The following is a 23162-nucleotide window of genomic DNA, read 5'->3' on the forward strand; positions in this document are numbered from 1 at the left end:
TACACTGTAAACCTCTGACAATTATGGTCTGTCGCACATCAGGATGCACGTATTGTAATGGTTTTGTTTTACACTATGGGCATTCCGGAAATGTGCTATCACCATTAACTGTTGCAGAAGAGGCTAGAAAGTAAGCATGGAAATCTTCTTTACCATACTGATTATGACCCTGGTGGTCTCCCTGTCCGGGGTGGCCAGCCGGTTACTCCCTTTCCATATTCCACTGCCTCTGATGCAGATTATTGCCGGGGCCATTCTTGCATGGCCTTCTATCGGGTTACATGTTGATTTCGACCCGGAACTCTTCCTGGTATTGTTTATTCCGCCGTTGTTATTTGCCGATGGCTGGAAAACGCCGACCAGTGAGTTTCTGCATCATGGCCGTGAAATCATCGGGCTGGCACTGGTGCTGGTGTTGATCACGGTGGTGGGGATCGGTTATCTGATCTACTGGACGGTACCCGGTATCCCGTTGATCCCGGCCTTTGCGCTGGCGGCTGTGCTTTCCCCGACAGATGCGGTCGCACTGTCCGGGATTGTCGGTGAGGGCAGGATCCCTAAGAAAATCATGTCGATTGTCCAGGGGGAAGCGTTGATGAACGATGCCTCCGGCCTGGTGTCACTGAAATTTGCGGTCGCGGTCGCGATGGGAACCATGGTGTTTACCTGGTCAGGTGCCACTATTGAGTTTCTGAAAGTGGCCGTGGGCGGGCTGCTGGCCGGTGTTGCCATTTGCTGGCTGTACGGTAAATCATTACGTTTGCTGAGCCGCTGGAGCGGTGATGATCCGGCCACACAGACCGTCCTGCTGCTGTTACTGCCTTTTGCCTCTTACCTGATTGCTGAACATTTCGGTTTCTCAGGTATCCTGGCGGCTGTCGCGGCCGGGATGACCATCACCCGTTCCGGCATTATCCGTCAGGCCCCGCTGGCGATGCGCTTACGTGCAAACAGTGTCTGGCAGATGCTGGAATTTGTCTTTAACGGCATGGTGTTCCTGATGCTCGGGTTACAATTACCGAGCATCCTGGAAACATCGATTGTTCAGGCCAATGCCGATCAGAATGTCAGTATCTGGATCCTGTTGATGGATGTTGGCATGATTTACATCGCGCTACTGGCCGTGCGGTTTGGCTGGTTGTATGTGATGCAACGTTTCAGTCTGCGCTTACTGAAGAAGAGTCCGCTGGAATTCAGCAACTATTCCTTGCGTGAATTGTTCGTTGCCACCTTCGCCGGGGTACGCGGGGCGGTGACGCTGGCCGGTGTGTTATCTATTCCGCTGTTCATGGTCAATGGTGATGCTTTCCCTGCCCGTTACGAACTGGTTTTTCTGGCCACCGGCGTTATCATGTTCTCGCTGATTGCCGGGGTGGTTATCTTACCGTTGCTGCTACGGGGAATGCCGGGAATGGATCACAGTGAGAATGCCCGTGAGCTGCGGACGGCCAGGGCGGTGATGGCAAAAGTCGCTATCGACAGTCTCTATAAAATGGAAGAGCGTCTGGCCAAAGACAGTGAAGAAAACATCGACCCGGATCTTCTGAAGGAGGTCAGTTCCCGGGTGAGCGGTAATCTGCGTCGCAGAATTGACGGTAAGGACGATCCTGAACGGGTACTGTTTGCAGAGAACCTGGAACGGCGTTTCCGTCTGACCGCACTACGTTCTGAAAGGGCAGAGGTTTATCATATGCGCGCCACTCAGCAGATCAGCAATGAGTCGATGCAAAAACTGTTGCGTGACCTGGATTTGCTGGAAGCATTACTGATAGAAAAAGAAGAGTAAGGCGGATGGCCGGGGAACGCAGCTCCCCGGCCGGATATCAGAGTGTTAACAGCGCAGAACTGTCCGGCCAGTAGTCCCGACAGCATTGGATCCATGCCCGGGTACTGCTTGAGATGTAATTACCTTCCCGCCAGACCAGCCCCAGAGTCCAGGTCAGTTCCGATTCCAGAGGCAGCCAGAGCAGTGATGCCGGGTCAAGGCGCTGACAAATAGGCTCCGGTAAAATCGCCACCCCCATCCCTGCCTGTACCATGGTTGCCAGAAAATCCCATTGTCCGCTCTGGATAGCAATATCCGGGGTCAGCCCCTGGCGCTGGAAAGATTTACTGATTTGGCGATTAAGCGAAAATTCTTCGTTGAAAACCAGCAGAGGATAACGGGCAACCTCTTCCAGCGTCAGACGCTCGCGGGCCTGCCACTCTTCGGTGCGCGGTACCAGCACACATAACCGGTGTTCTAACAGAGGCAGAACCTGGAGAGGGAATTCATTTTCTGCCGGCAGCGCCGTCATGGCGATATCCAGCCGTCCCTGCAGTACGGCCTGTTGGGCGGCCAGTCCGCCGAATTCGGAAATTTTAAGTTCCACACCCGGATAACGTTTATGGAAAGCAGAAATAGAGCCGACAATCTGCATACCGACCATGGGCGGAATACCCAGCCTGAGTTCGCCGGTTTTTAACTGGTTGATATCGCCGATTTCGGCTTCCAGCTGGCGGAATTCCTGCAGTATCGTCAGTCCGCGCTGATAAACCGCTTTACCGCTGTCGGTCAGGTAGAGCTTACGCCCTTCTCTTAGTAACAGCGTGCATCCCAGCTCTTCTTCCAGCTGACGCAGCATTTTGCTGATGGTCGGCTGGGTGACGTATAACTTTTCTGCCGCACGGGTAAAACTCTGCTGACGGACTACTTCAGTAAAGTAGCGAATCGCCTTTACATCCATAACTATTCCTAAATGGCATGGTTAAGATAATTTTAGTTCATTTTATTCACCCGGTAACCAGGTTGTATACTTCCTGTATCAATTATTCGTGAGGAGTTCACCATGCTTGCAGCCCTTCGTTCACAGCGGCTGACAAAATTACCCCATTTGTTGCAGTTGCCTGTGCAGGTACTGATTTATATTGGTCTGTTTTTATTTTCTGAACAATTGGTGGTCTGGCTGCATATTCCCCTGCCGGCGAATATTGTAGGCATGGTACTTCTGCTGTTTCTGATTGTGAGCCGCGTCCTGCCATTAAAATGGGTAAAAGCAGGGTCCAACTGGCTGCTGGCCGAGATGTTACTGTTTTTTATCCCTGCGGTGGTGGCGGTCATTAATTACGGCCCGTTGTTACGCCAGGATGGCGTGCGTATCTGCCTGGTGATCGCTATCAGTACCATGCTGGTACTTGTTGCAACCTCGCTGGTGGTGCAACGTATCTACCAGTTTGAGATCGCTCGTGCAGAGCGTAAGCTGGTCCGTCATGAGTGATTTTCTTGTCAGTGTTCTTTGTTTTGTACTGACGCTACTGGTGTATTACGTGAATAAGCGGCTGTATACCCGCTGGCGTAAGCTGATCCTGATGCCACTGGTGATGACCCCGATGGTACTGGTGGTCATGCTGCTTATTACGCATATTACCTGGAAAGATTATATTGCCGACAGCCACTGGCTGATCTGGTTGCTGGGGCCTGCCACACTGGCGTTTGCGGTTCCGGTGTATGAGAACATTGCCATTATCAAACGCCACTGGATGTCACTGACCGCGGGTGTGATCACGGCAACCCTGGTTGCCGTCTGTAGTTCTGTGTGGCTGGCCCGGTTATTTACCCTGCCGGTGGAGATCCAGCGGAGTCTGGCGGTTCGCTCGATTACCACGCCTTTTGCGCTGGCAGCCGCTAAGCCGGTAGGAGGACAGCCGGATCTTGTCGCATTGTTTGTGGTGCTGACCGGGGTATTTGGTATGGCAATGGGAGATTTTCTGTTTCTGCGTATTGCCATCAAACAGGGCATGGCGAAGGGCGCAGGTCTGGGTGCTGCGTCACACGGTGCCGGCACGGCCAGAGCCTATCAGATAGGCCCTCAGGAGGGGGTGGTCTCCAGCCTGGTGATGATGCTGGCTGGCGTGGTGACGGTGCTGGCTGCGCCTATTATTGGTCATGTTATGTGGACGTTGAAAAACTAAAGCATTTCAGAATACGACGAAAGTTACTTCCGTTTACTTAGAAACCTGTTGCCGGTTGTTTTCCTTGCTGTTCAAATACCCGCGCAGCACGTCTTTTAATTTTTCGGGAGTAAATATAATGAAAAAAACCATCCTGGCCCTCGGGCTGGCCGGTCTGGTCACCAGCGGTATGGCGCAGGCCGTTGAAGGAAGTGTGGATGTCGGGGAACACAGCACTAACCTGAGTGTGGGACTTGGCAGTCAGTCTCCGGGCCTGTTCCTGAAAGGAAACTGGTTACGCAGCAATGATGATGGCAGCGTGAGTGGTGCCACACTGGGCTATAACCTCTCTGTGGGGCCGTTTAACGTCTCTCCGGCCGCTAAAGCCCTGTTTACCCATCCGGCAGACGGTAAAGACGGCTTTACCGTAGCGGTCGGCTCCGGTGCAAGCTACCAGCTTAACAGCATGTGGGGCCTGTACGGTGAGTATTACTATGCACCAAAATCCTTCTCTGACCACCTGGAGCGCTATCAGGAAGTCGCTGGCGGGATAAGCTTCAGCCCGATTTCACTGGTAAGCTTACGTGCCGGCTATCAGTATGTGGGCCTGAAGAACACCAACAATAATAAGGATAACGTGCTGGTTGACGGTCCTTATATCAGTGCTTCAGTCAGCTTCTGATCATGATATAGTCCCGCGGAAGGTGATCCCGCGGGACACCGCAGGGACGCAAACTGCGTCCCTGGTTTCAGCCCTTGCCGGGCAGGTTAATCGTCTGTTGTTCTTCCAGTAATCTCTCAACGACCCCCGGGTCTGCCAGCGTGGATGTGTCGCCAAGCCCTGAGGTTTCTCCGGCCGCAATCTTACGCAGGATCCTGCGCATAATTTTCCCTGACCGGGTTTTCGGTAACATCTCCGCCCAGTGTAAAACATCCGGAGTCGCTAGCGGGCCGATTTCTTTACGTACCCACTGGCGGACGTCTGTATAGAGTTCCGGTGTCGGCTCTTCGCCGGCATTGAGCGTAACATACGCATAAATGGCCTGGCCCTTGATGGCATGAGGGATCCCGACAACCGCCGCTTCGGCAATTTTAGGGTGTGACACCAGTGCGGACTCAATCTCTGCCGTGCCCAGGCGGTGCCCGGAAACATTTAAGACATCATCCACCCGCCCGGTGATCCAGTAGTCACCGTCGGCATCACGGCGTGCACCGTCGCCACTGAAGTAACAATTTCTGAACGTCGAGAAATAGGTTTGTTCAAAGCGTTCATGGTCCCCGAACAGGGTTCGTGCCTGGCCCGGCCAGGAATCAGTGATCACCAGATTCCCTTCACAGGCGCCTTCCAGCGGAACCCCGTCGTTATCCAGCAAGGCCGGTTGTACACCAAAGAACGGACGTGTGGCCGACCCGGCTTTGAGTTCGGTTACCCCGGGTAGCGGGGTGATCATTAAGCCGCCGGTTTCTGTCTGCCACCAGGTGTCGACAATCGGGCAATGACTGTTACCGATGGCGCGGTAATACCATTCCCAGGCTTCCGGGTTAATCGGCTCACCGACGGAACCCAGAATACGCAGGCTGTCACGCCGGGTGCCGGCAATGGCACTTTCCCCTTCGGCCATTAGCGCACGGATAGCTGTGGGTGCGGTGTAGAGGATAGACACCTGATATTTGTCGACCACCTGGGCCATCCGGGCCGGTGTTGGCCAGTTAGGCACACCTTCAAACATCAGGGTGGTTGCACCACAGGCCAGCGGGCCGTAGACCAGATAGCTATGACCGGTGATCCAGCCAACATCCGCGGTACACCAGTAAATATCTTCAGGATGATAATCAAAGACATATTTAAAGGTCGTGGCTGCGTATACCAGATATCCGCCGGTCGTATGCAGAACGCCTTTGGGTTTCCCTGTAGAACCCGAGGTGTAGAGGATAAATAGCGGATCTTCGGCATTGACCGGCACCGGGGTGTGTTCTGCATCGGCAGACGCCATCAGCTCATGCCACCAGAGATCCCGCCCGGTCAGCCATTCGCCCGGGGCGCCGGTACGTTTGAAGACAATGACTTTTTCGGCGCTGGTGACCGTCGGGTTTTTCAGTGCTTCGTCGACGTTTTTCTTCAGCGGAATAGGACGTCCGGCACGGATACCTTCATCTGCGGTGATCACGACTTTGGCGGCGCAGTCAGTAATACGTCCGGCCACCGCATCCGGCGAAAAACCGCCAAAAATGACGGTATGCACGGCACCGATACGGGCGCAGGCCAGCATTGCGATAGCGGCTTCAGGCACCATCGGCATATAAATGGCCACCACATCCCCTTTTTTCACGTTCAGGGCCGTCAGCATATTTGCTGCGCGGCAAACCTGCTCATGCAGTTGACGGTAAGTCAGTTGCCGGCTCTGGCTGGCATCATCGCCTTCCCAGAGGATAGCGGTTTTATCCGGGTGAGTGGCCAGATGGCGGTCAATACAGTTAGCGGCAAGATTCAGTGTCCCGTCTTCATACCAACGGATACGTATATCACCCGGTGCAAAAGAGGTATTTTTTACTGTCTGATAAGGTGTGATCCAGTCGAGGATGTGGCCCTGTCGACCCCAAAAAATATCCGGTTGTTCCACGGACTGCTGATACATCGCGGTATATTGCTCGGCATTAATCAACGCGTTGGCGGCAATTTCCGGGGATATCGGGTGCTTATCATGGTGGCTCATAGCAGGTTTCCACGTCTGTTTGTTGGTTTTATGGTTATACAATTTTGTTTAGAGGGTGTTAAAAAAATGTGTTGTATTTGAGTTGCTGATCACGCAGCGGAGAAAAGTCGGATTATCAGGCGGTAACTCCCTGAACTATAAAGTAACGATTGAAAGTAACAGTTATTACCTTTTCCTATGAATCACTCTGTAAATCTATAAGATTTATGAAATTTATTGTCGTGATGATCGGACAATGAGACGGGGATTTGCAGTGGATTATCTCTTTTTATAACAGTTAGTTATATAAAAACTGAAGATCCTGAATGACCTTTTCGGGTTAAGTTAACTTTTTACAGATTTCGGAATAAGGTTGCCAGAACCGGGGTGAAAATGGTACTTATCTCACTCTTATGCAGGGTGTTATGTGTTTTTTCCCACGGAAAAGATCTGTTTTACCCGGTGTTTGTTCACTTCACTGAGTAGTTTTTTGCTGAAAAGCGAAAAGGAAGTCTGACTAAGGAATTAAAAATGAAAAAAGGCATAAAGATTAGTCTTGCCTGGCAAATACTGATTGCACTGATTTTAGGTATTGTAGCGGGTACCGTTTTGCATAATCAGCCTGAATACCGTGACTGGTTAATCCTCAATATTCTGAAACCGGCCGGTGATATTTTTATTCATCTGATTAAGATGATTGTTGTTCCTATTGTGGTTTCTTCACTGATTATCGGTATTGCCGGTGTCGGTGATGCTAAAAAGCTGGGGCGGATCGGCGTTAAAACGATCCTCTATTTTGAGATAATCACCACGGTTGCCATTATCCTTGGGATCACGCTGGCTAATGTGTTCCATCCGGGCGCGGGCATCGATATGTCAACGCTGACCACGACGGATATCTCTAAATACGAGGCGACCACCCAACAGGTAGAAAGTGGTGCGCACAGCCTGGTCAGCACTATCTTATCCATTATCCCGCAGAACATTTTTGTATCGCTGGTGAATGGCGATATGCTGGCCATTATTTTCTTCTCTGTACTGTTTGGCATGGGGCTGTCTGCGCTGCCTGCGGAACAACGTGACCCTCTGGTCTCTGTGTTCCGTGGCGTGTCTGAAACCATGTTCAAAGTGACGAATATGATCATGCGCTATGCACCGGTGGGTGTTTTTGCCCTGATCACCGTCACACTGGCGAATTTTGGTTTTGCCTCACTGCTGCCGTTGGCAAAGCTGGTCGGTCTGGTGTACGTGGCCATTTTACTGTTCGCCTTTGTGGTTCTGGGGATCGTCGCCAGGATTTGCGGACTGCGCATTATGACGATTATGCGCATCCTTAAAGATGAACTGATCCTCGCTTATTCCACCTCGAGTTCAGAGACGGTACTGCCACGGATCATGGAAAAGATGGAGGCCTATGGTGCGCCAAAGTCAATTACCAGCTTTGTGGTGCCGACGGGTTATTCTTTTAACCTGGATGGTTCGACGCTGTATCAGAGTATTGCCGCCATCTTTATCGCGCAGTTGTATGGTATCGATTTATCGCTGACCAGCGAAATTGTCCTGGTGCTGACCCTGATGGTGACCTCGAAAGGTATTGCCGGTGTGCCGGGCGTATCCTTTGTGGTACTGCTGGCGACCCTGGGCAGTGTGGGTATCCCGCTCGAAGGTCTGGCCTTTATTGCCGGGGTTGACCGTATTATGGATATGGCGCGTACCGCCCTCAATGTCGTGGGTAATGCACTGGCAGTATTAGTGATTTCCCGCTGGGAAGGGCAGTTCGATACTGAAAAAGCCTTAGCCTATGAGCAAAAAATGAAGGCGCATCAGCTGGCTAACGACTAAGCACTGTTTGTTTGTCCCGGCTCTCTGCCCGGTCCTGCCGGTGCAGAGAGCCGCTTTCCTGAATATCCCCGGTATGACCTCCCTGTGCTGAACGGCACTTTTCCCTCTGCGATGCATGTTTTATGATGCGGGCTGTCCTGATCTCATTCCGGAGTCATTATGACCCTCAATCTGAACGCCCTGATTACGGAAAGCCGTAATCCTGCCAGTGAAAATATTGACCAGTTGTCGACAGAAGAGATGCTGGCAGTGATCAACCAGGAAGATAAGAAAGTGGCCCTGGCCGTGGAAGCGATATTGCCGCAGATTGCCCGGGCCGTTGATGCCATTACACAGGCATTTTCCCGCGGTGGCCGGTTAATTTATTGCGGTGCCGGTACCTCAGGCAGGTTAGGGATCCTTGATGCAAGTGAGTGCCCGCCAACCTTCGGTACCCCGCACGAGCAGGTGGTAGGCCTGATTGCGGGCGGGAAACCGGCTATCCTGAAAGCGGTAGAGAATGCAGAAGATAACGACAGCCAGGGTCGCGCAGATTTAGAGGCCATCGGTTTTACTGCCAGCGATATTCTGGTGGGTATTGCGGCCAGCGGCAGGACGCCCTATGTTCTCGGGGCAATGGCTTATGCGGCCCGTTGTGGCGCGAAAACCGTGGCCCTGAGCTGTAATCCTGACAGCGAAATGGCAGCGCGGGCAGATATCGCCCTGACGCCGGTGGTCGGGCCGGAAGTCGTGACCGGGTCGTCGCGAATGAAAGCAGGAACCGCACAAAAACTGGTCCTGAATATGCTGACCACCGGGGCGATGATCCGCCGGGGAAAAGTCTTTGGTAATCTGATGGTGGATGTCGAGGCAACCAATGCCAAACTGGTCAAACGGCAGGTCAACATTGTGATGCAGGCTACCGATTGCACAGGCTCTGAAGCGGAGCAGGCACTCACTGACTGCAATGGCCACTGCAAAACCGCTATCCTGATGATCCTGGCGGGCCTGACAGCAACACAGGCCGCAGAACTGCTGACAGCACATCAGGGATTTATACGCCCCGCACTGACGGCGGCGGCAGAAAAACACTGATTTTCACTCCCATACCTACCGGCAGAAGGTTCTGTCGGTAAGTGACCATTCACTCTCTTATCTTCTCTTTCGCTGTATTCTGACGGTCTCCTGGTAGCGGATAAAAAGCTGTTCATTTAAAGTGTAAATGATTATCCTTATCATAAAGAAAATCATTTATTACCCCTGGCAGCGGAAAAGGATAGCCTCCGCAGAAGTCCGATCATACGTCGTTTATTACTCTGGAGATACTTACAACATGATGGCTCATCAGACGTTTTTCCGCCCTCTGGTGCTGGTAGCAGCACTGTTTTCCGCAGGCAGCTTTGCAGCCCAACCGGTTTCCACCCTCCATCAGCCGGTCGGAAAGGGACTCTATGAACTTGCCTACAGTCAGACGGGGAATGCGCTTTATGTTTCAGGCGCTCAGGGACGTGACGAACAGGGCGGAGTTGTCTACCGGCTGGACCCGCAGGACTTAAAAACAACTCAAACCCTGAAAAGCCAGTATAAGCCTTTTGGGATGGCACTGGATGCGCGTACCGGTATCCTCTACCTCGGTAACAGCCGCGAAAGTTCGCTGACCTCCATTGATACCCGCAGTGGCGAACAACTGAAACACCTGGTGCTGGATAGCCGTCAGCGCAGTGAGACGGTCAGACCGCTGCAGATCCGTGAAATCGCGATTGATACGGAAAACGACCGTCTTTATATCCCGGGGGTCGGTGCGGACAGTGTGGTCTGGGTGGTTGATGCGAAGAACCTGACGCTGCTGAATACCATCGAACATACCGGCAAACTGGGGGCCGGTGTTGCGCTGGATAGCGCCCGTCATCGGCTGTACATCTCTAACGCCGACGGCGAGCTGGTCGTGATCAACACAACGACTCAGCGTATTGAAAAGAAAGAGAAACTCATCGAGAAAGGCGACAGTGCGCTGCTGAATATTGCATCAGACCCGGCGGGCCATCGTCTGTTTATTGCTGATTATAAGCAACCCGGGGTACTGGTGGTGGATACCCGTACCGATAAAGTGATCGATAAAATTACTGTCCCGGAATCCCTGTCTGTGCTGTATAACCCGCAGCGCCATCAGCTGTATGTGACCCACCGGCAGGCCGGTACGGTCAGCATTATTAATACCCAAAATTACCAGCCGGAACAGACCGTGAAAACCCCGGGGCTGCCTAACAGTCTGGCGCTGTCCGCCGACGGTAAGAACCTGTTTGTTACCGTGAAACAGCCGGCTTCCCGTGAGAAACCGGCAACGGCACCGGATGAAGTGATGCGTATAACTCTGTAATCGCCTGAACAGGGGGCGGGTCCCCCTGTTTTTCCTCTCAGGATGTCGCCCTCTCCCCGAATAACACCGACAGTTTCCCGCCTTTTTCACTCAGCTTATCGAGTTTTTTCACATTAACTTTATCCAGCTTACCTGACTGACCGAGCGTCGGTGAGTCCGGGGATGCCGTCGTGTGTTCCGACCCGCTGGCATTCACTAATGCATTGGCGGCACGGGCAAGGTATGCGGCATAGCCGGCTTTGGTTTTCAGCTCTCCGGGTCTCACCGGCTGATGATGGCGTAGCCAGTCACCCAGGTAGAACTCCAGGAACGGCGGGGCATTTTTCGGTTTCTTATACGCCACAGAGCGGAGAAAATAGATCACCGAGCGGTACGTATCGTCCGCCATAAATTGCATGCCGACCTGTGCCGGTAAATCTGCTGGCTTAACACGCTTTCCTGCCGGATCGTTCAGCCAGGTCTGATTATGCTGTTCCATCCATTGCCAGAAGGCCGCCATATCCGGCAACTGACTGAGATCGTTAGTAATACGGACACTGAAGGTAAAGTTCTGATCACCGGCAATGTCACGGAAAATACTGATCGTATGATGTCCGTCGGTCAGATAGACCTGATGATCCGGGGCTATGACCGCACTCTTTACCGCGTCAGGGTAAGTGCCATACGGCGACTGACAGGTGAAACTGCCGGGTCGGGTGATCGCAGAGTGGGTGTTATATTGCCTGACTTTGCCTGCGCCGTTATTCTCACAAAATTCTGTGAATAATTTGGCAGGGTCGGCCTTATCAAGGGCAATTTTGTAGTTTATTTCATCATACCCCACGGCAGATTGGGTGGGATGGATAGCGTTGACCGGAAGTTGTTTTATCGTGGTTTCTGCCGCCATACTTTGTACGGACAGGACGCTGGTCAGCAGGCCCGACAGACAGACGAATAGGGCTCGATTCATTCGGTGATCCTCGGTAAAAAGGCGGGATGATAAACAGGTAACCGCGGGTGGATGTCCGCGGTATCATTCAGGCTTTCTGCGGTCACTCTGACGCATTCTGCGGCCTGACCCCCGGGGATCCTCATACCCTTGTTACCGTGCTTTTTATTATAAAATGGCGACAACGGGCCGGGAAGCGATAAGCCGCGTCCCCGTCCCCCGGGGAACGGAGACGCGGTCTGCCGTTATTCTGCGGCGTCGTTCATCATTTCATCGTGTGGTTTGTTCTGCAGGATCTGTTCGAAACTCCGCAGACGTTTATAGATAGACATCAGCTCTACCAGCGTTGACCAGGAATTGATCAGATACTGGAATGAAGATCGCACCTGGTCAAAGACATTAGAGACCTGGTTCATGATCCCCAGCGTAATGGTCCCGGCAACAATGGACGGGAACAGCACAAACAGCCCGAACACATTATCGACCTGCAGATACAGAATACGGGTGATATTAAAGTACAGGTAGTGGAAGTAGAGCCGGAAGTAATTGTAGCGGACCTGACTGAACAGCTCATGGACGGTAGGCGGTGTCGCCCGGTCGGCATGGTCTTCCCCGTAAATCAGTTCCTTACGGTAGGCCGCTTCAACCCGCTGATTACGGAATTCCAGACCCGGTAATTTAACGCCTACCACCGCCAGTAAACCGGTGCCAAACAGTGCCCACAGCAGAGCAATGATCACCAGCGCATACGGGATATTCCCCAATAGCGGAATATCTTTGACGTAGTGTGACAGCCCTACCAGCACCGGCAGGAAGGCGATAAGCGTCATAATGGCCTGAATAAAGCTCACGCCCCAACTCTCAAGCGTACCGGCAAAACGCATGGTATCTTCCTGCACACGCTGGGCGGCACCTTCGACGTGACGCAGATGCTGCCAGTTAGCAATGTAATAGTTATTCATTGCTGTACGCCAGCGGAATACCCAGTGACTGATAAAGAAGGAGTTCATCACACCAATGACCACGGCCACCAGGGCGATCCCCAGGAAGGCAATGATCTCATCATAAAACACGGTGATCGGCACCGATCCCGCCTTGGTCAGTGCTTTCTGGATCAAATCACCAAAAGGACCGTACCAGGCATTGATAGCAACACCGACCTGAACGCCAAACCAGGTCGAAAAGATGATCAGGGCCGATCCCCAGACCGACCAGAGCTGCCACGGGTGGTTATCAATGGCGCGCCAGACCAGCGCAAAGAGTGCAGTGGCTATCCAGAAATAGAGATAGAACCAGAGCTGACTGAGATGTACGAAGCGGAAAACAGTATTCGGGAGCGGGCTGGCCGCCGCCTTTGCCAGTGCGGGAAAATGCATCGGCGCAGTTTCACCGAAACAGAACCAGCAGACGATGGTGATCAGACTCCATATTGCTGCACTGGTGAAAAAGGGACCCGGTCTGGGAAAGAAACATTTAAACATAACCACTCCATTATTAGTCTCATCCTGTTATAGCGCTAAACCCTGTTAACTGTCTGTTGGGGGATGTTTCTGACAGTGACAGACAGGATTGCATATCACTGTTTATGTAAAACATACCCGCCCGTTATGTTAATAAAATAGTAAATTAATGTTTTTATCTACTGAACCTTATGAATAACAGGTGTAGAATGTCGCAACTTGTTACCGGTAACACTGATTCGTTACGGTTATAGGTAACTCAAAAACATCACTAAAAACTTTAACATTTCATGCTGCATTATATGCGGTACTGAGGCAATGTCATGTCAGAACATAAGAATGGCCAATCGCGCAGGGACTTTTTATTAAGAACCATTACGCTTGCACCGGCAATGGCAGTGGGAAGCACCGCCATTGGTTCATTTGCATTAAGTCCTGCCGCGCAGGCAGCTGATAGTACCGCAAACGGGCAGTCGCTGCCCCGCGACTATCAGCCCACCTGGTTTACCGCAGAAGAATATGCGTTTATTAAAGCAGCGGTCGCTCACCTGATCCCGGCGGATGAACGTGGCCCCGGAGCCATCGAAGCGGGTGTACCCGAGTATATCGACCGTCAGATGAATACGCCGTATGCCACCGGGTCCAACTGGTATATGCAGGGCCCGTTTGCGCCGGATGCGCCAAAAGAACTGGGCTATCAGTTACCTCTGGTCCCGCGCCAGATTTACCGCCTGGGGCTGGCCGATGCGGACGCCTATAGTCAGCAACAGCACCAGAAAGTTTTTGCCGAATTAACCGCGGAACAGCAGGTAAGCCTGCTGAAAGCGTTTGAAAGTGGTGAGGCAGAGTTCAGCCACCTGCCGAGTAAGCTCTTTTTCTCCTACCTGTTACAGAATACCCGTGAAGGATTCTTCAGCGACCCTATCCATGGCGGTAATCAGGGCATGTCGGGCTGGAAACTGATTGGTTTCCCGGGCGCCCGTGCTGATTTTATGGACTGGGTAGAGCGCGGTGAGCATTACCCCTTCCCGCCGGTATCAATTCGTGGAGAAAGAGCGTAATCATGGCGAATGAAATGAAAAAAACAGATGTCGTTATTGTCGGTTTCGGCTGGGCCGGTGCGATTATGGCGAAAGAACTGACAGAAGCCGGACTCAACGTGGTTGCGCTGGAACGTGGCCCCCATCGGGATACCTATCCGGACGGTGCGTATCCGCAGTCCATTGATGAACTGACGTACAACGTGCGTAAGAAACTGTTCCAGGACCTGTCGAAGAGTACCGTCACTGTCCGGCATAATGCCTCGCAGACGGCGTTGCCTTATCGCCAGTTAAATGCGTTCCTGCCTGGAACCGGTACCGGAGGCGCCGGGCTGCACTGGTCAGGTTGTCACTTCCGTGTCGATCCGGTGGAATTACGCCTTCGCAGCCATTATGAAGAGCGTTATGGCAAAGACTTTATCCCTGAAGGAATGACAATTCAGGATTTCGGTGTCAGCTATGATGAGCTGGAGCCATTTTTTGATAAAGCCGAAAAGGTATTCGGTACTTCCGGTACTGCCTGGACCGTTAACGGCAAAGTGGTGGGTAAAGGGAAAGGCGGAAACCCGTACGCTGCTGACCGTTCGGATAACTTTCCGCTGAAGGCACAGGAACGGACCTACTCAGCCCAGTTGTTCGCGGCAGCGTCGGAGTCTGTGGGGTATCATCCTTATGATATGCCTTCGGCGAATACCTCTGGTCCGTACACCAATACCTATGGCGCGCAGATGGGGCCATGTAACTTCTGTGGTTACTGCAGCGGTTACGCCTGCTACATGTATTCGAAAGCCTCGCCTAACGTCAATATCTTACCGGCCCTGCGTCAGGAGCCTAAGTTTGAGCTGCGTAATGACTCTTATGTTCTGCGCGTCAATCTGACTGACGATAAGAAAAAAGCGACCGGCGTGACTTATCTGGATGCCAGCGGGCGTGAACAAGTCCAGCCAGCGGATCTGGTGATCCTGTCAGCTTTCCAGTTCCATAACGTTCACCTGATGCTCTTGTCAGGGATCGGCAAGCCGTATAACCCGATCACCAATGAAGGGGTGGTTGGCCGTAACTTTGCCTATCAGAATATTTCTACCCTGAAAGCGTTGTTTGATAAAAACACCACCACTAACCCGTTTATCGGCGCGGGCGGTGCGGGCGTGGCTATTGATGATTTTAACGCGGATAACTTTGACCATGGTCCGTACGGTTTTGTCGGTGGCTCCCCGATGTGGGTAAACCAGGCGGGCACCAAGCCGGTTTCCGGATTACCTACCCCTCCGGGGACGCCTGCCTGGGGAAGTGAGTGGAAAGCGGCCGTTGCGGAGACTTACACGCACCACGTTTCGATGGATGCTCATGGTGCACACCAGTCGTACCGGGTGAACTACCTGGATCTGGACCCGAATTATAAAGATGCCTACGGACAACCCTTGCTACGCATGACGTTCGACTGGCAGGACAATGACATCAAAATGTCAGAGTTTATGGTCTCTAAAATGCACAACATCGCCAAAGCCATGAACCCGAAACTGATTATGGGCGGTCCGAAAACCCCGGGAACGCACTTTGATACCACGGTGTATCAGACCACCCACATGAATGGCGGGGCCATTATGGGTGAAGATCCGAAAACCAGTGCTATCAACCGTTATCTGCAGAGCTGGGATGTGCCGAATGTCTTTGTACCGGGGGCCTCAGCCTTTCCTCAGGGGCTGGGTTATAACCCGACAGGACTGGTTGCTGCACTGACCTACTGGTCGGCAAAAACGATCCGTGAGGTGTATCTGAAAAATCCGGGTCCGTTGGTACAGGCATAAGAGGCACAGACGATGAAAAAAAGACTATTAGCACTGGTGCTGAGCTCGCTGGCCTTTTCTGCCATGGCTGCTGATGAAAGCGGGCAGGATCTGGTGAAGCGCGGGGAATATCTGGCACGGGCCGGGGACTGTACGGCATGCCATACGAGCGAAGGCGGTCAGCCTTTTGCCGGCGGTCTGCCGATGAAGACACCGATCGGCACGATTTATTCCAGCAATATTACGCCGGATAAGACGTACGGTATCGGTAACTACACCTATGATGATTTCCAGAAAGCTGTGCGTCAGGGGATTGCGAAAAACGGTGAAACGCTCTATCCCGCGATGCCTTACCCGTCCTATGCGGTGGTGAGCGATGATGATATGCATGCTCTGTACGCCTATTTTATGCAGGGTGTCCAGCCGGTGAGTGAACCGGATAAGGCGAGTGATATTCCATGGCCACTTTCTATGCGCTGGCCACTGGCCATCTGGCGGCATATGTTTGCTCCTGACGTCAAACCTGCCGTCGCAGCACCAGGTGAAGACCCTGAACTGGCCCGCGGGCGTTATCTGGTGGAAGGGCTGGGGCACTGTGGTGCCTGCCATACGCCACGGGCCATCACCATGCAGGAAAAAGCGCTCAATAACAGTGAGGGTGACCTCTTCCTGTCGGGCAGCAGTTCCCCGATAGATGGCTGGAATGCCAGCGATTTACGCGGGGATAACCGTGAAGGTCTGGGCCGCTGGAGTACCGACGATATTGCACAATTCCTGCGTTATGGCCGCAATGATCATACCGCTGCTTTTGGCGGGATGACCGACGTGGTACAGCACAGTCTGCAATATATGAGTCAGGACGATATTCAGGCGATTGCCCGTTATCTGAAGTCACTCAGCCCGCAGGATCCTAAGCAGCCGGCATTCACTGCGGATGATTCGGTGGCTCAGGCGCTGCTGAAAGGGGATGACTCTATGACCGGCGCCGCGTCCTATGTTGACAGTTGTGCTGCCTGCCATAAAACAGACGGTACAGGCTACCAGCGTTTCTTCCCGGCCCTGAAAGGGAATCCGGTGGTATTAGCGAAGGATCCGACATCGCTTATTCATATCATTCTTACCGGAGATACGCTGCCGGGTGTGCAAGGCGCACCTTCTGCCATCACCATGCCAGCGTTTGGCTGGCGTCTGAATGATCAGAAAGTCGCTGATGTGGTTAACTTTATCCGCAGCAGCTGGGGGAATAACGCTTCTTCCGGCGTGACCGCAAGCCAGGTGGCTGATATCAGGAACTCGGAATTTGTTCGGGGCCATCAGGGCGGGGCGACGATAAAAGACCTGGAAAAACAGCAGTAACCTCGTGGTAAGTGAGTGAGGAATAAAACGGGTGGCAGTGATGCCGCCCGTTTTTTATGGCGTACAGATCAGATATTTTCTAAATCCAGCCCACGGGTTTTCGGCCCGAAAATACCGACAGAGAGCATGACCATCAGCATACTGAGGATAATGAAGATGATCACTCCCTGACTTCCGGCGTAGGCCAGAATAGAGCCTATCATGACACTACTGAACACCGTCGATAAGCGGCTGAACGAGTAGCAGAACCCGACCGCACGTGCGCGGATATGGGTAGGGAATATCTCGGTCTGGTAAGAGTGGTAACTGAAGGTCAGCCAGGCGTTTGAGTAAGTGATCATAAATCCGCAAAGGATCAGCAGCACAGGTTGCGTCACCAACGCAAACAGTGTGCCGAAGACAACCGTCATCAGCGAGGAGAGGACAATCTGCCATTTGTTTTCTATTTTATCGGCATAGCGACTGCACAGTAACGACCCCAGCGGGTAAGCCAGAGTGATAAAGAAAGAGTAAAGCAGGCTATGGGTCAGGGTTGTGCCTTTGCCGGAAAGCAGGGCCGGTAACCAGTTTCCGAAGCCAAAAAATCCAATCGACTGGAAAAAGTTCATCACGACCAGCATCAGTGTTCTTTTACGCCATTGCGGAGCCCAGATCTCACGGAATTTTCCCTGTACCGGGGGTTTGATACCAGCGGTGTCCGCGTGGAAGTCAGTGACCGGAGTCATACCGCAACGTTTTTCCATGTCACTGAGCACCTGATGTGCTTCCTGATGGCGTCCCTGCTGTGCCAGCCAGCGGGCAGACTCCGGCAGATTACGCCGGATACTCCAGATAATCAGCGAACAGACGGCTCCGGCAATAATTACCCATCGCCATCCTTCCAGAGTCAGAAACGTTTGCGGGATAAGCCACCAGGACATGATGGCCACAACAGGAACGGAAAGAAACTGGATAAAGAAGGAGAAAGCGAAAGCCCGGCTACGTAAATGTGCAGGCATCCATTCCGAGAGATAGGTATCAATAGTCACAAGTTCGACCCCCAGCCCAACACCGACCAGCAAACGGCAAAGAATGATCCCTTCAGCACTGTGCTGGAAGGCCATGAGCAGAGAAAATACCCCGTACCAGGCCAGTGCACACATAAAGGTCAGCCGGCGGCCAAATTTGTCTGCATATTTGGCCAGTAAACTGGCACCCAAAAATAAGCCGAGGAAGGTGACAGAAGCAAAGGCCGCCTGATCAGATATTCCAAAAACACCTTCATGACCCGTATGAAATATCTTTTCTGCCAGTAAACCTGAACTAATATACCCTGTTTCAAATAAATCGTAGAGTTCAAAGAATCCGCCGAGGGCTAAAAGCGAAATAAAACACCAGAGGCTTTTGCTTGCCGGTAATGCATCAATGCGTCCGGCGATTGTCGTATTATTGCTATCGGGGGTGGCAGATAAATCTGCTTTACTCAAAGACGATGACATAAATCATTTAACCTCGGGCTTACTGTATTTGCAATTCTGCTTATCAACTATTTTTATAGGGAAGAAAAGATAAGCAGTGAACGAAAATCCAGAATAGACGAAGGAAATAAAAAAGACGAGGGTAATTTTTTAGTGATTAACCGTAATAATAGCGGGGAGATGTTCCGCGAAATATTTTCGCGGAACAATACCGTTATCAATAATAACGGAGGGCGGGATTAATCAGAAACTATATCCGACGACTGCATAGTATCCCCAACCGGTATTCCGTGTTGAGAAGTCACCCTGACCAAAGTTAAGCGTTGAACCATCGGCCCATTGCCCGCCGTTATGGAAATAACGGGCCACCAGAGAGTAATGCAGGTGGTTATAGGACAGTGACAAGATATGGCTGGAAGCGATGGCGTTACCGGTACGCACAGGGCCAGCCTTCTCACCCAGATCAGAGTCCCAGTCGACATTAGTAAAACCAATGTAGGAGAGGTTTCCGCCCCACAGAGTGGTCAGTGGTAACATGTATTTAATTTTAAAACGGTAGCCATCCCAGCTATTTTCATTAGCCGCACCGTAGTTCTGCCATTGATATTTCGCGTAAACGTTCATGGATAATGCCAGCTTAGTGCCGGTATCAATATCGGTACCCAGACCCATATACCAGGTATTCTGGCGATTGGCATTATTCGGGCCCATATCGTAAATATAGTTATTAGCGAAATACCATTCTTTAAACGGACCAAATGCCAGGCTGGTTCCGGTCAGTTTATCAATAGAAAAGCGAGGTTCAATTTCCATAAACATCGGTGAACCCTTGCGTCTGTCCCAGATGCCGTTGTCATTGCCATTTCCGGTGCCGAAAAATTTTGGCAAATCAACATACCCATAAAAATCAAACCAGTCTTTATGAGCAAAGGCTTCATATTCCAGGTAGAGATCATTATTTAACTGAGGTCCGAAACGGGTGTGATAACTGCCAACGACATTGACACTCTGATGCCACCAGTCAGACACATAGGTCGGTGAGGTGTCTGCAGCATACGTATGGCCAGTCACAGAGCCAGCCAGAAGTGTTGCTGCCATCATTATTTTATATTTCATTTTATCGTCACCATTTGCTGAATACTGAAAGAGCGCATCTGAATACAGACGCAAAAAATGGAGTCAAACCAGATGCATAAGGCTGATAAACCGTGTTAACCCGGAATGATCATGCCGGATATCATACGTTAGTAAATGGAGAATCTTCACAGTTGTTATAATTTGTTTCATTTTTTAGCAAATATAATGTGACCTGAGTCACATTATTGTCCTCTTTCCGGGGAGGAAGGGGATAACTCCACGGAGCCGCTTTACAAAAAAATGCGATATTTCCGGCCTGTCGGGGTGGGAAGCAGGGCCGGGCAGGGATCCTGCAGCATGTCATCAGGATGACTCCGGATAAATCACTTTCCGGAAAATCGCATAAGAAAGTATGATGTTTTAATACTGATGGCCGGGGTCAGAGGCTATCGCCTGAAGCAAAGCTAACGGGGATCATTATGGCAGCAAGACAGCATCATTACCGTGTGACAGTTCGCTGGACCGGAAATCGTGGCGGGGGGACATCATCTTATAAAGCCTATGGACGTGACGGGGAGTTACAGGCTGAAGGGCGGGAGCCGATTGCGTTAAGTGCCGACCCTGCTTTCCGGGGGGATAATAGCCGCTGGAATCCCGAACAACTTCTGCTGGCGTCGGTTTCTGCCTGCCATAAATTGTGGTATCTGCACTTATGTGCAGATGCCGGTATCGTCGTGGAAGAGTATCAGGATGAGGCTGAAGGAACGATGGTGGAAGGGGTAAAAGGCCATTTTACCGGCATTATTCTGAAGCCGCGTATCCGCTTGCAGAATGATCAGGACAGGGATCGGGCGGCTCAACTCCACCACGCCGCGCATGATGCCTGCTTTATCGCAAACTCGGTGAACTTTCCGGTCGGGTGTCAGCCGGAATTTGTGGCCAGCGGCAGGTAATACCCTATATCCCCGCACGACGGATAACAGGATAACGTATGCAACAGGGTGAAAACCTGCAGGCGATGTATATTTTTGCCCGCGTAGTGGAACAACAAAGTTTCAGTCTGGCGGCGGGGGTATTGGGCATATCAACAGCCACAGTCAGCCGCGAAATCGCCGCACTGGAAAACCGTCTGGCGATGAAATTATTACACCGCACCACCCGCAAGGTGAGCATCACGGAATGCGGGCTGTTTTATTATCGCTATTGCGAAAGCCTTAGCAGGCAGGTATCAGCGGCAGATGATTTCATTCACCGCATGCACAGTCAGCCTGCGGGACAGGTCAGGCTGGTCGCGCCGGTGACTTACGGGTGTCAGTGTATTGTCCCGGTGCTGCAACCCTTTATGCAGCAAAATATCCATGTGCGTGTCGATCTTGATCTGAACGACAGGGAACCGGACATGATCCACGACGATATTGACGTCGCGATCGTGGTTCGCCAGCGCCCACCGGATCAGGGGTTGTCACAGCCGCTCTCGGTGATCCCCTGGGGATTGTATGCGACGGAGGCCTATCTGGACAGGCATCCCGTACTGACGTCACCGGAGCAGCTTAGCCGTCACCAGTTACTGACCTTTCACGGGCCGGCCCATCAGGCTGCCCTCAGTTTCCGGAAAGAGAAAAAACGGATAGAAGTGAATGCGGTTAGCCGGTTCCGGGCCAATAACAGTATGGCATTATTAACCGCGGCCTGCGCCGGAGCGGGCATTGCCTGTCTGCCCTCCTACATGGTGCATCAGGCCCTGGCAGAAGGCACATTACGGCCGGTCCTGCCTGAATGGCAGTTGCCCGGGCACCATAGTTATCTGCTGCGAAAGGTCCAGGAGACGTTCTCTTCTCCGGTCACCCGGTTATGTGATTTACTGACTGAAAAGCTCAGAGACGCCTGATTATTGCAACAGTGCAATAATCAGCGGACAGCCGGTAAATATCTTCCGGCGGCTGTTCTTTCACTCTGCCTGACGTTACGCTTTCCTTTTCTATGAGCAAAGCAGGTTATTGAAATGGCAGACTATTCCGGCAATCTTTCAGAGGAAGATCCTCACTGGCAGCGTAATCTCTGGGTTTGTACCCTGGGATCTTTCAGCACACTGATTGCCATGACATTGCTGTTGCCTTTTCTTCCGCTGTATCTGCAGTCCTTAGGTGTTAAAGGCACGAGCAGTATCGCCCACTGGTCTGCGGTGGCCTATGGGGCAACCTTTCTCACGGCGGCATTGACGGCACCCTTATGGGGACGGCTGGCAGATAAATATGGCCGTAAACTGATGCTGATCAGGGCCAGCCTGGGGATGGCTGTTGCTATGTCACTGATGGGTATGGCAACAGCGCCCTGGCAACTGGTGGCTTTACGTTTACTGGCGGGTTTATTGGGGGGTTATGCTTCCGGTTCGATGATTCTGGTCGCAGCACAAACCCCGAAAGAGAAAACAGGTTATGCGATTGGCATCCTTTCCGGCGGGATCATGGCCGGAAATATCGTCGGTCCGCTGGCCGGAGGCATGCTTCCCGCGATTATCGGGATACGCGAAACCTTCCTGCTGACCGGGGGGATTATTTTTCTGGCCTTTCTGGGTACGCTGCTCTTGCTTAAAGAGGAACGCCAGCCGGCCAGGCATTCCCCGTCCCAGTCTGCGGTGCAGCAACCGGTACCTGTCGCGGTGAAGGTAATGTGGGTGTCTGCGATGTTACTGATTTTCGCCACGATGTCTGTGGAACCGATCATTACCCTGTATGTTGCCAGCCTGATCTCTGATCTGACGCAGGCGACGTTGTTTGCCGGGGTTATCATGGCGTCCACGGCCTTAGGCAGCATCATAGCGGCTCCGCGTATCGGCGCATTGGCTGACCGGACAGGGCACTGGCGTGTACTTTCCTGCGGTTTACTGATTTGCGGTATTTTGCTGATCCCGCAGGCCTTTGTGACTGCGGTATGGCAACTGCTGGTGTTGCGTTTTCTGATGGGCCTGGCATTAGGGGGAATGCTGCCCTGTATCACTGCAATTATCCGCCATCATGCACCGGCCGGACAAACCGGTCGCTTACTCGGGTATTCCACGTCGGCACAATATATCGGTCAGGTCTGCGGGCCATTGTTTGGCGGTGTGGTCGCAGGTCAGGCAGGTATGCCGGCCGTTTTTTTGGGGACGGCGGTGATAATGCTGATAGCCTCAGGCATTAACACGGTCTGGTGTAAGAGAAGGGTATAAAAGACGACCCCGGCATTTGCCGGGGTCG

General features: G+C 52.3%; 19 protein-coding genes. 13 read left to right on the top strand and 6 right to left on the bottom strand.

The annotated features are described in order from the left end of the window. The first annotated feature begins 136 nt into the window (after positions 1–136). Entirely contained in the window at positions 137–1786 is a 1650-nt protein-coding gene (locus CG67_RS00515; RefSeq protein ID WP_025901027.1) for a Na+/H+ antiporter, read from the top strand. A gap of 37 nt (positions 1787–1823) precedes the next feature. On the opposite strand, the gene CG67_RS00520 is transcribed toward CG67_RS00515, so the two are convergent. Next, positions 1824–2726 carry a LysR family transcriptional regulator gene (locus CG67_RS00520; protein ID WP_025901028.1) on the bottom strand — a complete coding sequence of 301 codons (903 nt, stop codon included), beginning with the start codon at positions 2724–2726 and terminating at the stop codon, positions 1824–1826. Between the two features lie 102 nt (positions 2727–2828). On the opposite strand from CG67_RS00520, the gene CG67_RS00525 reads away from it, so the two are divergent. The 3 genes from CG67_RS00525 (at position 2829) to CG67_RS00535 (ending at position 4612) form a co-directional block, all read left to right on the top strand. Beyond that, positions 2829–3257 (top strand): CidA/LrgA family protein, encoded by a 429-nt coding sequence (locus CG67_RS00525; RefSeq protein ID WP_025901029.1) that lies wholly within the window; start codon positions 2829–2831, stop codon positions 3255–3257. Then, a complete protein-coding gene (locus CG67_RS00530) occupies positions 3250–3951 on the top strand; it encodes an LrgB family protein (RefSeq protein ID WP_025901030.1) in 702 nt (233 codons plus the stop codon). The genes CG67_RS00525 and CG67_RS00530 overlap by 8 nt, the downstream gene beginning before the upstream one ends. 118 nt (positions 3952–4069) lie before the next feature. Further along, entirely contained in the window at positions 4070–4612 is a 543-nt protein-coding gene (locus CG67_RS00535) for a YfaZ family outer membrane protein (RefSeq protein WP_025901031.1), read from the top strand. A 67-nt stretch (positions 4613–4679) separates the two neighbouring features. Here the strand turns inward: CG67_RS00535 and acs are convergent, their stop codons facing one another. Continuing rightward, a complete protein-coding gene (acs, locus tag CG67_RS00540; protein ID WP_025901032.1) occupies positions 4680–6644 on the bottom strand; it encodes an acetate--CoA ligase in 1965 nt (654 codons plus the stop codon). A gap of 510 nt (positions 6645–7154) precedes the next feature. On the opposite strand from acs, the gene gltP reads away from it, so the two are divergent. The 3 genes from gltP (at position 7155) to CG67_RS00555 (ending at position 10821) form a co-directional block, all read left to right on the top strand. Further along, entirely contained in the window at positions 7155–8465 is a 1311-nt protein-coding gene (gltP, locus tag CG67_RS00545; RefSeq protein ID WP_025901033.1) for a glutamate/aspartate:proton symporter GltP, read from the top strand. A 159-nt stretch (positions 8466–8624) separates the two neighbouring features. Then, on the top strand, positions 8625–9539 hold the full coding sequence (murQ, locus tag CG67_RS00550; protein ID WP_025901034.1) for an N-acetylmuramic acid 6-phosphate etherase: 915 nt from the start codon (positions 8625–8627) through the stop codon (positions 9537–9539). A gap of 238 nt (positions 9540–9777) precedes the next feature. Continuing rightward, positions 9778–10821, top strand: coding sequence for a YncE family protein (locus CG67_RS00555; RefSeq protein ID WP_025901035.1), 1044 nt, complete (start codon positions 9778–9780; stop codon positions 10819–10821). Positions 10822–10858: 37 nt separating this feature from the next. Here CG67_RS00555 and CG67_RS00560 read toward each other — a convergent pair whose 3' ends face one another. Both CG67_RS00560 and sbmA read right to left on the bottom strand, forming a co-directional pair. After that, positions 10859–11770, bottom strand: a complete 912-nt coding sequence (locus CG67_RS00560) for a ParB/Srx family N-terminal domain-containing protein (RefSeq protein WP_025901036.1) — start codon at positions 11768–11770, stop codon at positions 10859–10861. A gap of 224 nt (positions 11771–11994) precedes the next feature. Further along, positions 11995–13230 (bottom strand): peptide antibiotic transporter SbmA, encoded by a 1236-nt coding sequence (sbmA, locus tag CG67_RS00565; protein WP_025901037.1) that lies wholly within the window; start codon positions 13228–13230, stop codon positions 11995–11997. A 302-nt stretch (positions 13231–13532) separates the two neighbouring features. Here sbmA and CG67_RS00570 point away from each other — a divergent pair, with 302 nt between their 5' ends. The 3 genes from CG67_RS00570 to CG67_RS00580 are packed head-to-tail and all read left to right on the top strand — an operon-like array spanning position 13533 to position 17392. Then, the gene (locus tag CG67_RS00570) at positions 13533–14270 is read left to right on the top strand and encodes a gluconate 2-dehydrogenase subunit 3 family protein (protein ID WP_025901038.1); all 738 of its coding nucleotides are present in this window, start codon (positions 13533–13535) and stop codon (positions 14268–14270) included. Between the two features lie 2 nt (positions 14271–14272). Next, positions 14273–16057, top strand: coding sequence for a GMC family oxidoreductase (locus tag CG67_RS00575; RefSeq protein ID WP_025901039.1), 1785 nt, complete (start codon positions 14273–14275; stop codon positions 16055–16057). A 12-nt stretch (positions 16058–16069) separates the two neighbouring features. Beyond that, a complete protein-coding gene (locus CG67_RS00580; RefSeq protein ID WP_025901040.1) occupies positions 16070–17392 on the top strand; it encodes a cytochrome c in 1323 nt (440 codons plus the stop codon). A 68-nt stretch (positions 17393–17460) separates the two neighbouring features. Here the strand turns inward: CG67_RS00580 and CG67_RS00585 are convergent, their stop codons facing one another. After that, the gene (locus CG67_RS00585; RefSeq protein ID WP_025901041.1) at positions 17461–18870 is read right to left on the bottom strand and encodes an MFS transporter; all 1410 of its coding nucleotides are present in this window, start codon (positions 18868–18870) and stop codon (positions 17461–17463) included. A 222-nt stretch (positions 18871–19092) separates the two neighbouring features. Next, a complete protein-coding gene (locus tag CG67_RS00590) occupies positions 19093–19965 on the bottom strand; it encodes a nucleoside-specific channel-forming protein Tsx (RefSeq protein ID WP_025901042.1) in 873 nt (290 codons plus the stop codon). A gap of 440 nt (positions 19966–20405) precedes the next feature. On the opposite strand from CG67_RS00590, the gene CG67_RS00595 reads away from it, so the two are divergent. The 3 genes from CG67_RS00595 (at position 20406) to CG67_RS00605 (ending at position 23134) form a co-directional block, all read left to right on the top strand. Beyond that, positions 20406–20879: an OsmC family protein gene (locus tag CG67_RS00595; RefSeq protein ID WP_025901043.1), complete on the top strand. Its 474-nt coding sequence runs from the start codon at positions 20406–20408 to the stop codon at positions 20877–20879. Positions 20880–20917: 38 nt separating this feature from the next. Next, positions 20918–21814: a LysR family transcriptional regulator gene (locus tag CG67_RS00600; protein ID WP_025901044.1), complete on the top strand. Its 897-nt coding sequence runs from the start codon at positions 20918–20920 to the stop codon at positions 21812–21814. A 114-nt stretch (positions 21815–21928) separates the two neighbouring features. Further along, on the top strand, positions 21929–23134 hold the full coding sequence (locus CG67_RS00605) for an MFS transporter (protein ID WP_025901045.1): 1206 nt from the start codon (positions 21929–21931) through the stop codon (positions 23132–23134). Positions 23135–23162: the final 28 nt, after the last annotated feature.

This window comes from Tatumella sp. UCD-D_suzukii (assembly GCF_000611875.2).
Classification (GTDB): domain Bacteria; phylum Pseudomonadota; class Gammaproteobacteria; order Enterobacterales; family Enterobacteriaceae; genus Tatumella; species Tatumella ptyseos.

Bases quoted from the DNA above. Each gene is read 5' to 3' on its own strand.
- CG67_RS00575 (WP_025901039.1), top strand. From the start codon at position 14,273: ATGGCGAATGAAATGAAAAAAACAGATGTCGTTATTGTCGGTTTCGGC.
- CG67_RS00555 (WP_025901035.1), top strand. From the start codon at position 9,778: ATGATGGCTCATCAGACGTTTTTCCGCCCTCTGGTGCTGGTAGCAGCA.
- acs (WP_025901032.1), bottom strand. From the start codon at position 6,644: ATGAGCCACCATGATAAGCACCCGATATCCCCGGAAATTGCCGCCAAC.
- CG67_RS00530 (WP_025901030.1), top strand. From the start codon at position 3,250: ATGAGTGATTTTCTTGTCAGTGTTCTTTGTTTTGTACTGACGCTACTG.
- CG67_RS00520 (WP_025901028.1), bottom strand. From the start codon at position 2,726: ATGGATGTAAAGGCGATTCGCTACTTTACTGAAGTAGTCCGTCAGCAG.
- CG67_RS00535 (WP_025901031.1), top strand. From the start codon at position 4,070: ATGAAAAAAACCATCCTGGCCCTCGGGCTGGCCGGTCTGGTCACCAGC.
- CG67_RS00585 (WP_025901041.1), bottom strand. From the start codon at position 18,870: ATGTCATCGTCTTTGAGTAAAGCAGATTTATCTGCCACCCCCGATAGC.
- CG67_RS00590 (WP_025901042.1), bottom strand. From the start codon at position 19,965: ATGAAATATAAAATAATGATGGCAGCAACACTTCTGGCTGGCTCTGTG.
- murQ (WP_025901034.1), top strand. From the start codon at position 8,625: ATGACCCTCAATCTGAACGCCCTGATTACGGAAAGCCGTAATCCTGCC.
- CG67_RS00525 (WP_025901029.1), top strand. From the start codon at position 2,829: ATGCTTGCAGCCCTTCGTTCACAGCGGCTGACAAAATTACCCCATTTG.
- CG67_RS00570 (WP_025901038.1), top strand. From the start codon at position 13,533: ATGTCAGAACATAAGAATGGCCAATCGCGCAGGGACTTTTTATTAAGA.
- gltP (WP_025901033.1), top strand. From the start codon at position 7,155: ATGAAAAAAGGCATAAAGATTAGTCTTGCCTGGCAAATACTGATTGCA.
- sbmA (WP_025901037.1), bottom strand. From the start codon at position 13,230: ATGTTTAAATGTTTCTTTCCCAGACCGGGTCCCTTTTTCACCAGTGCA.
- CG67_RS00600 (WP_025901044.1), top strand. From the start codon at position 20,918: ATGCAACAGGGTGAAAACCTGCAGGCGATGTATATTTTTGCCCGCGTA.
- CG67_RS00515 (WP_025901027.1), top strand. From the start codon at position 137: ATGGAAATCTTCTTTACCATACTGATTATGACCCTGGTGGTCTCCCTG.
- CG67_RS00580 (WP_025901040.1), top strand. From the start codon at position 16,070: ATGAAAAAAAGACTATTAGCACTGGTGCTGAGCTCGCTGGCCTTTTCT.
- CG67_RS00560 (WP_025901036.1), bottom strand. From the start codon at position 11,770: ATGAATCGAGCCCTATTCGTCTGTCTGTCGGGCCTGCTGACCAGCGTC.
- CG67_RS00605 (WP_025901045.1), top strand. From the start codon at position 21,929: ATGGCAGACTATTCCGGCAATCTTTCAGAGGAAGATCCTCACTGGCAG.
- CG67_RS00595 (WP_025901043.1), top strand. From the start codon at position 20,406: ATGGCAGCAAGACAGCATCATTACCGTGTGACAGTTCGCTGGACCGGA.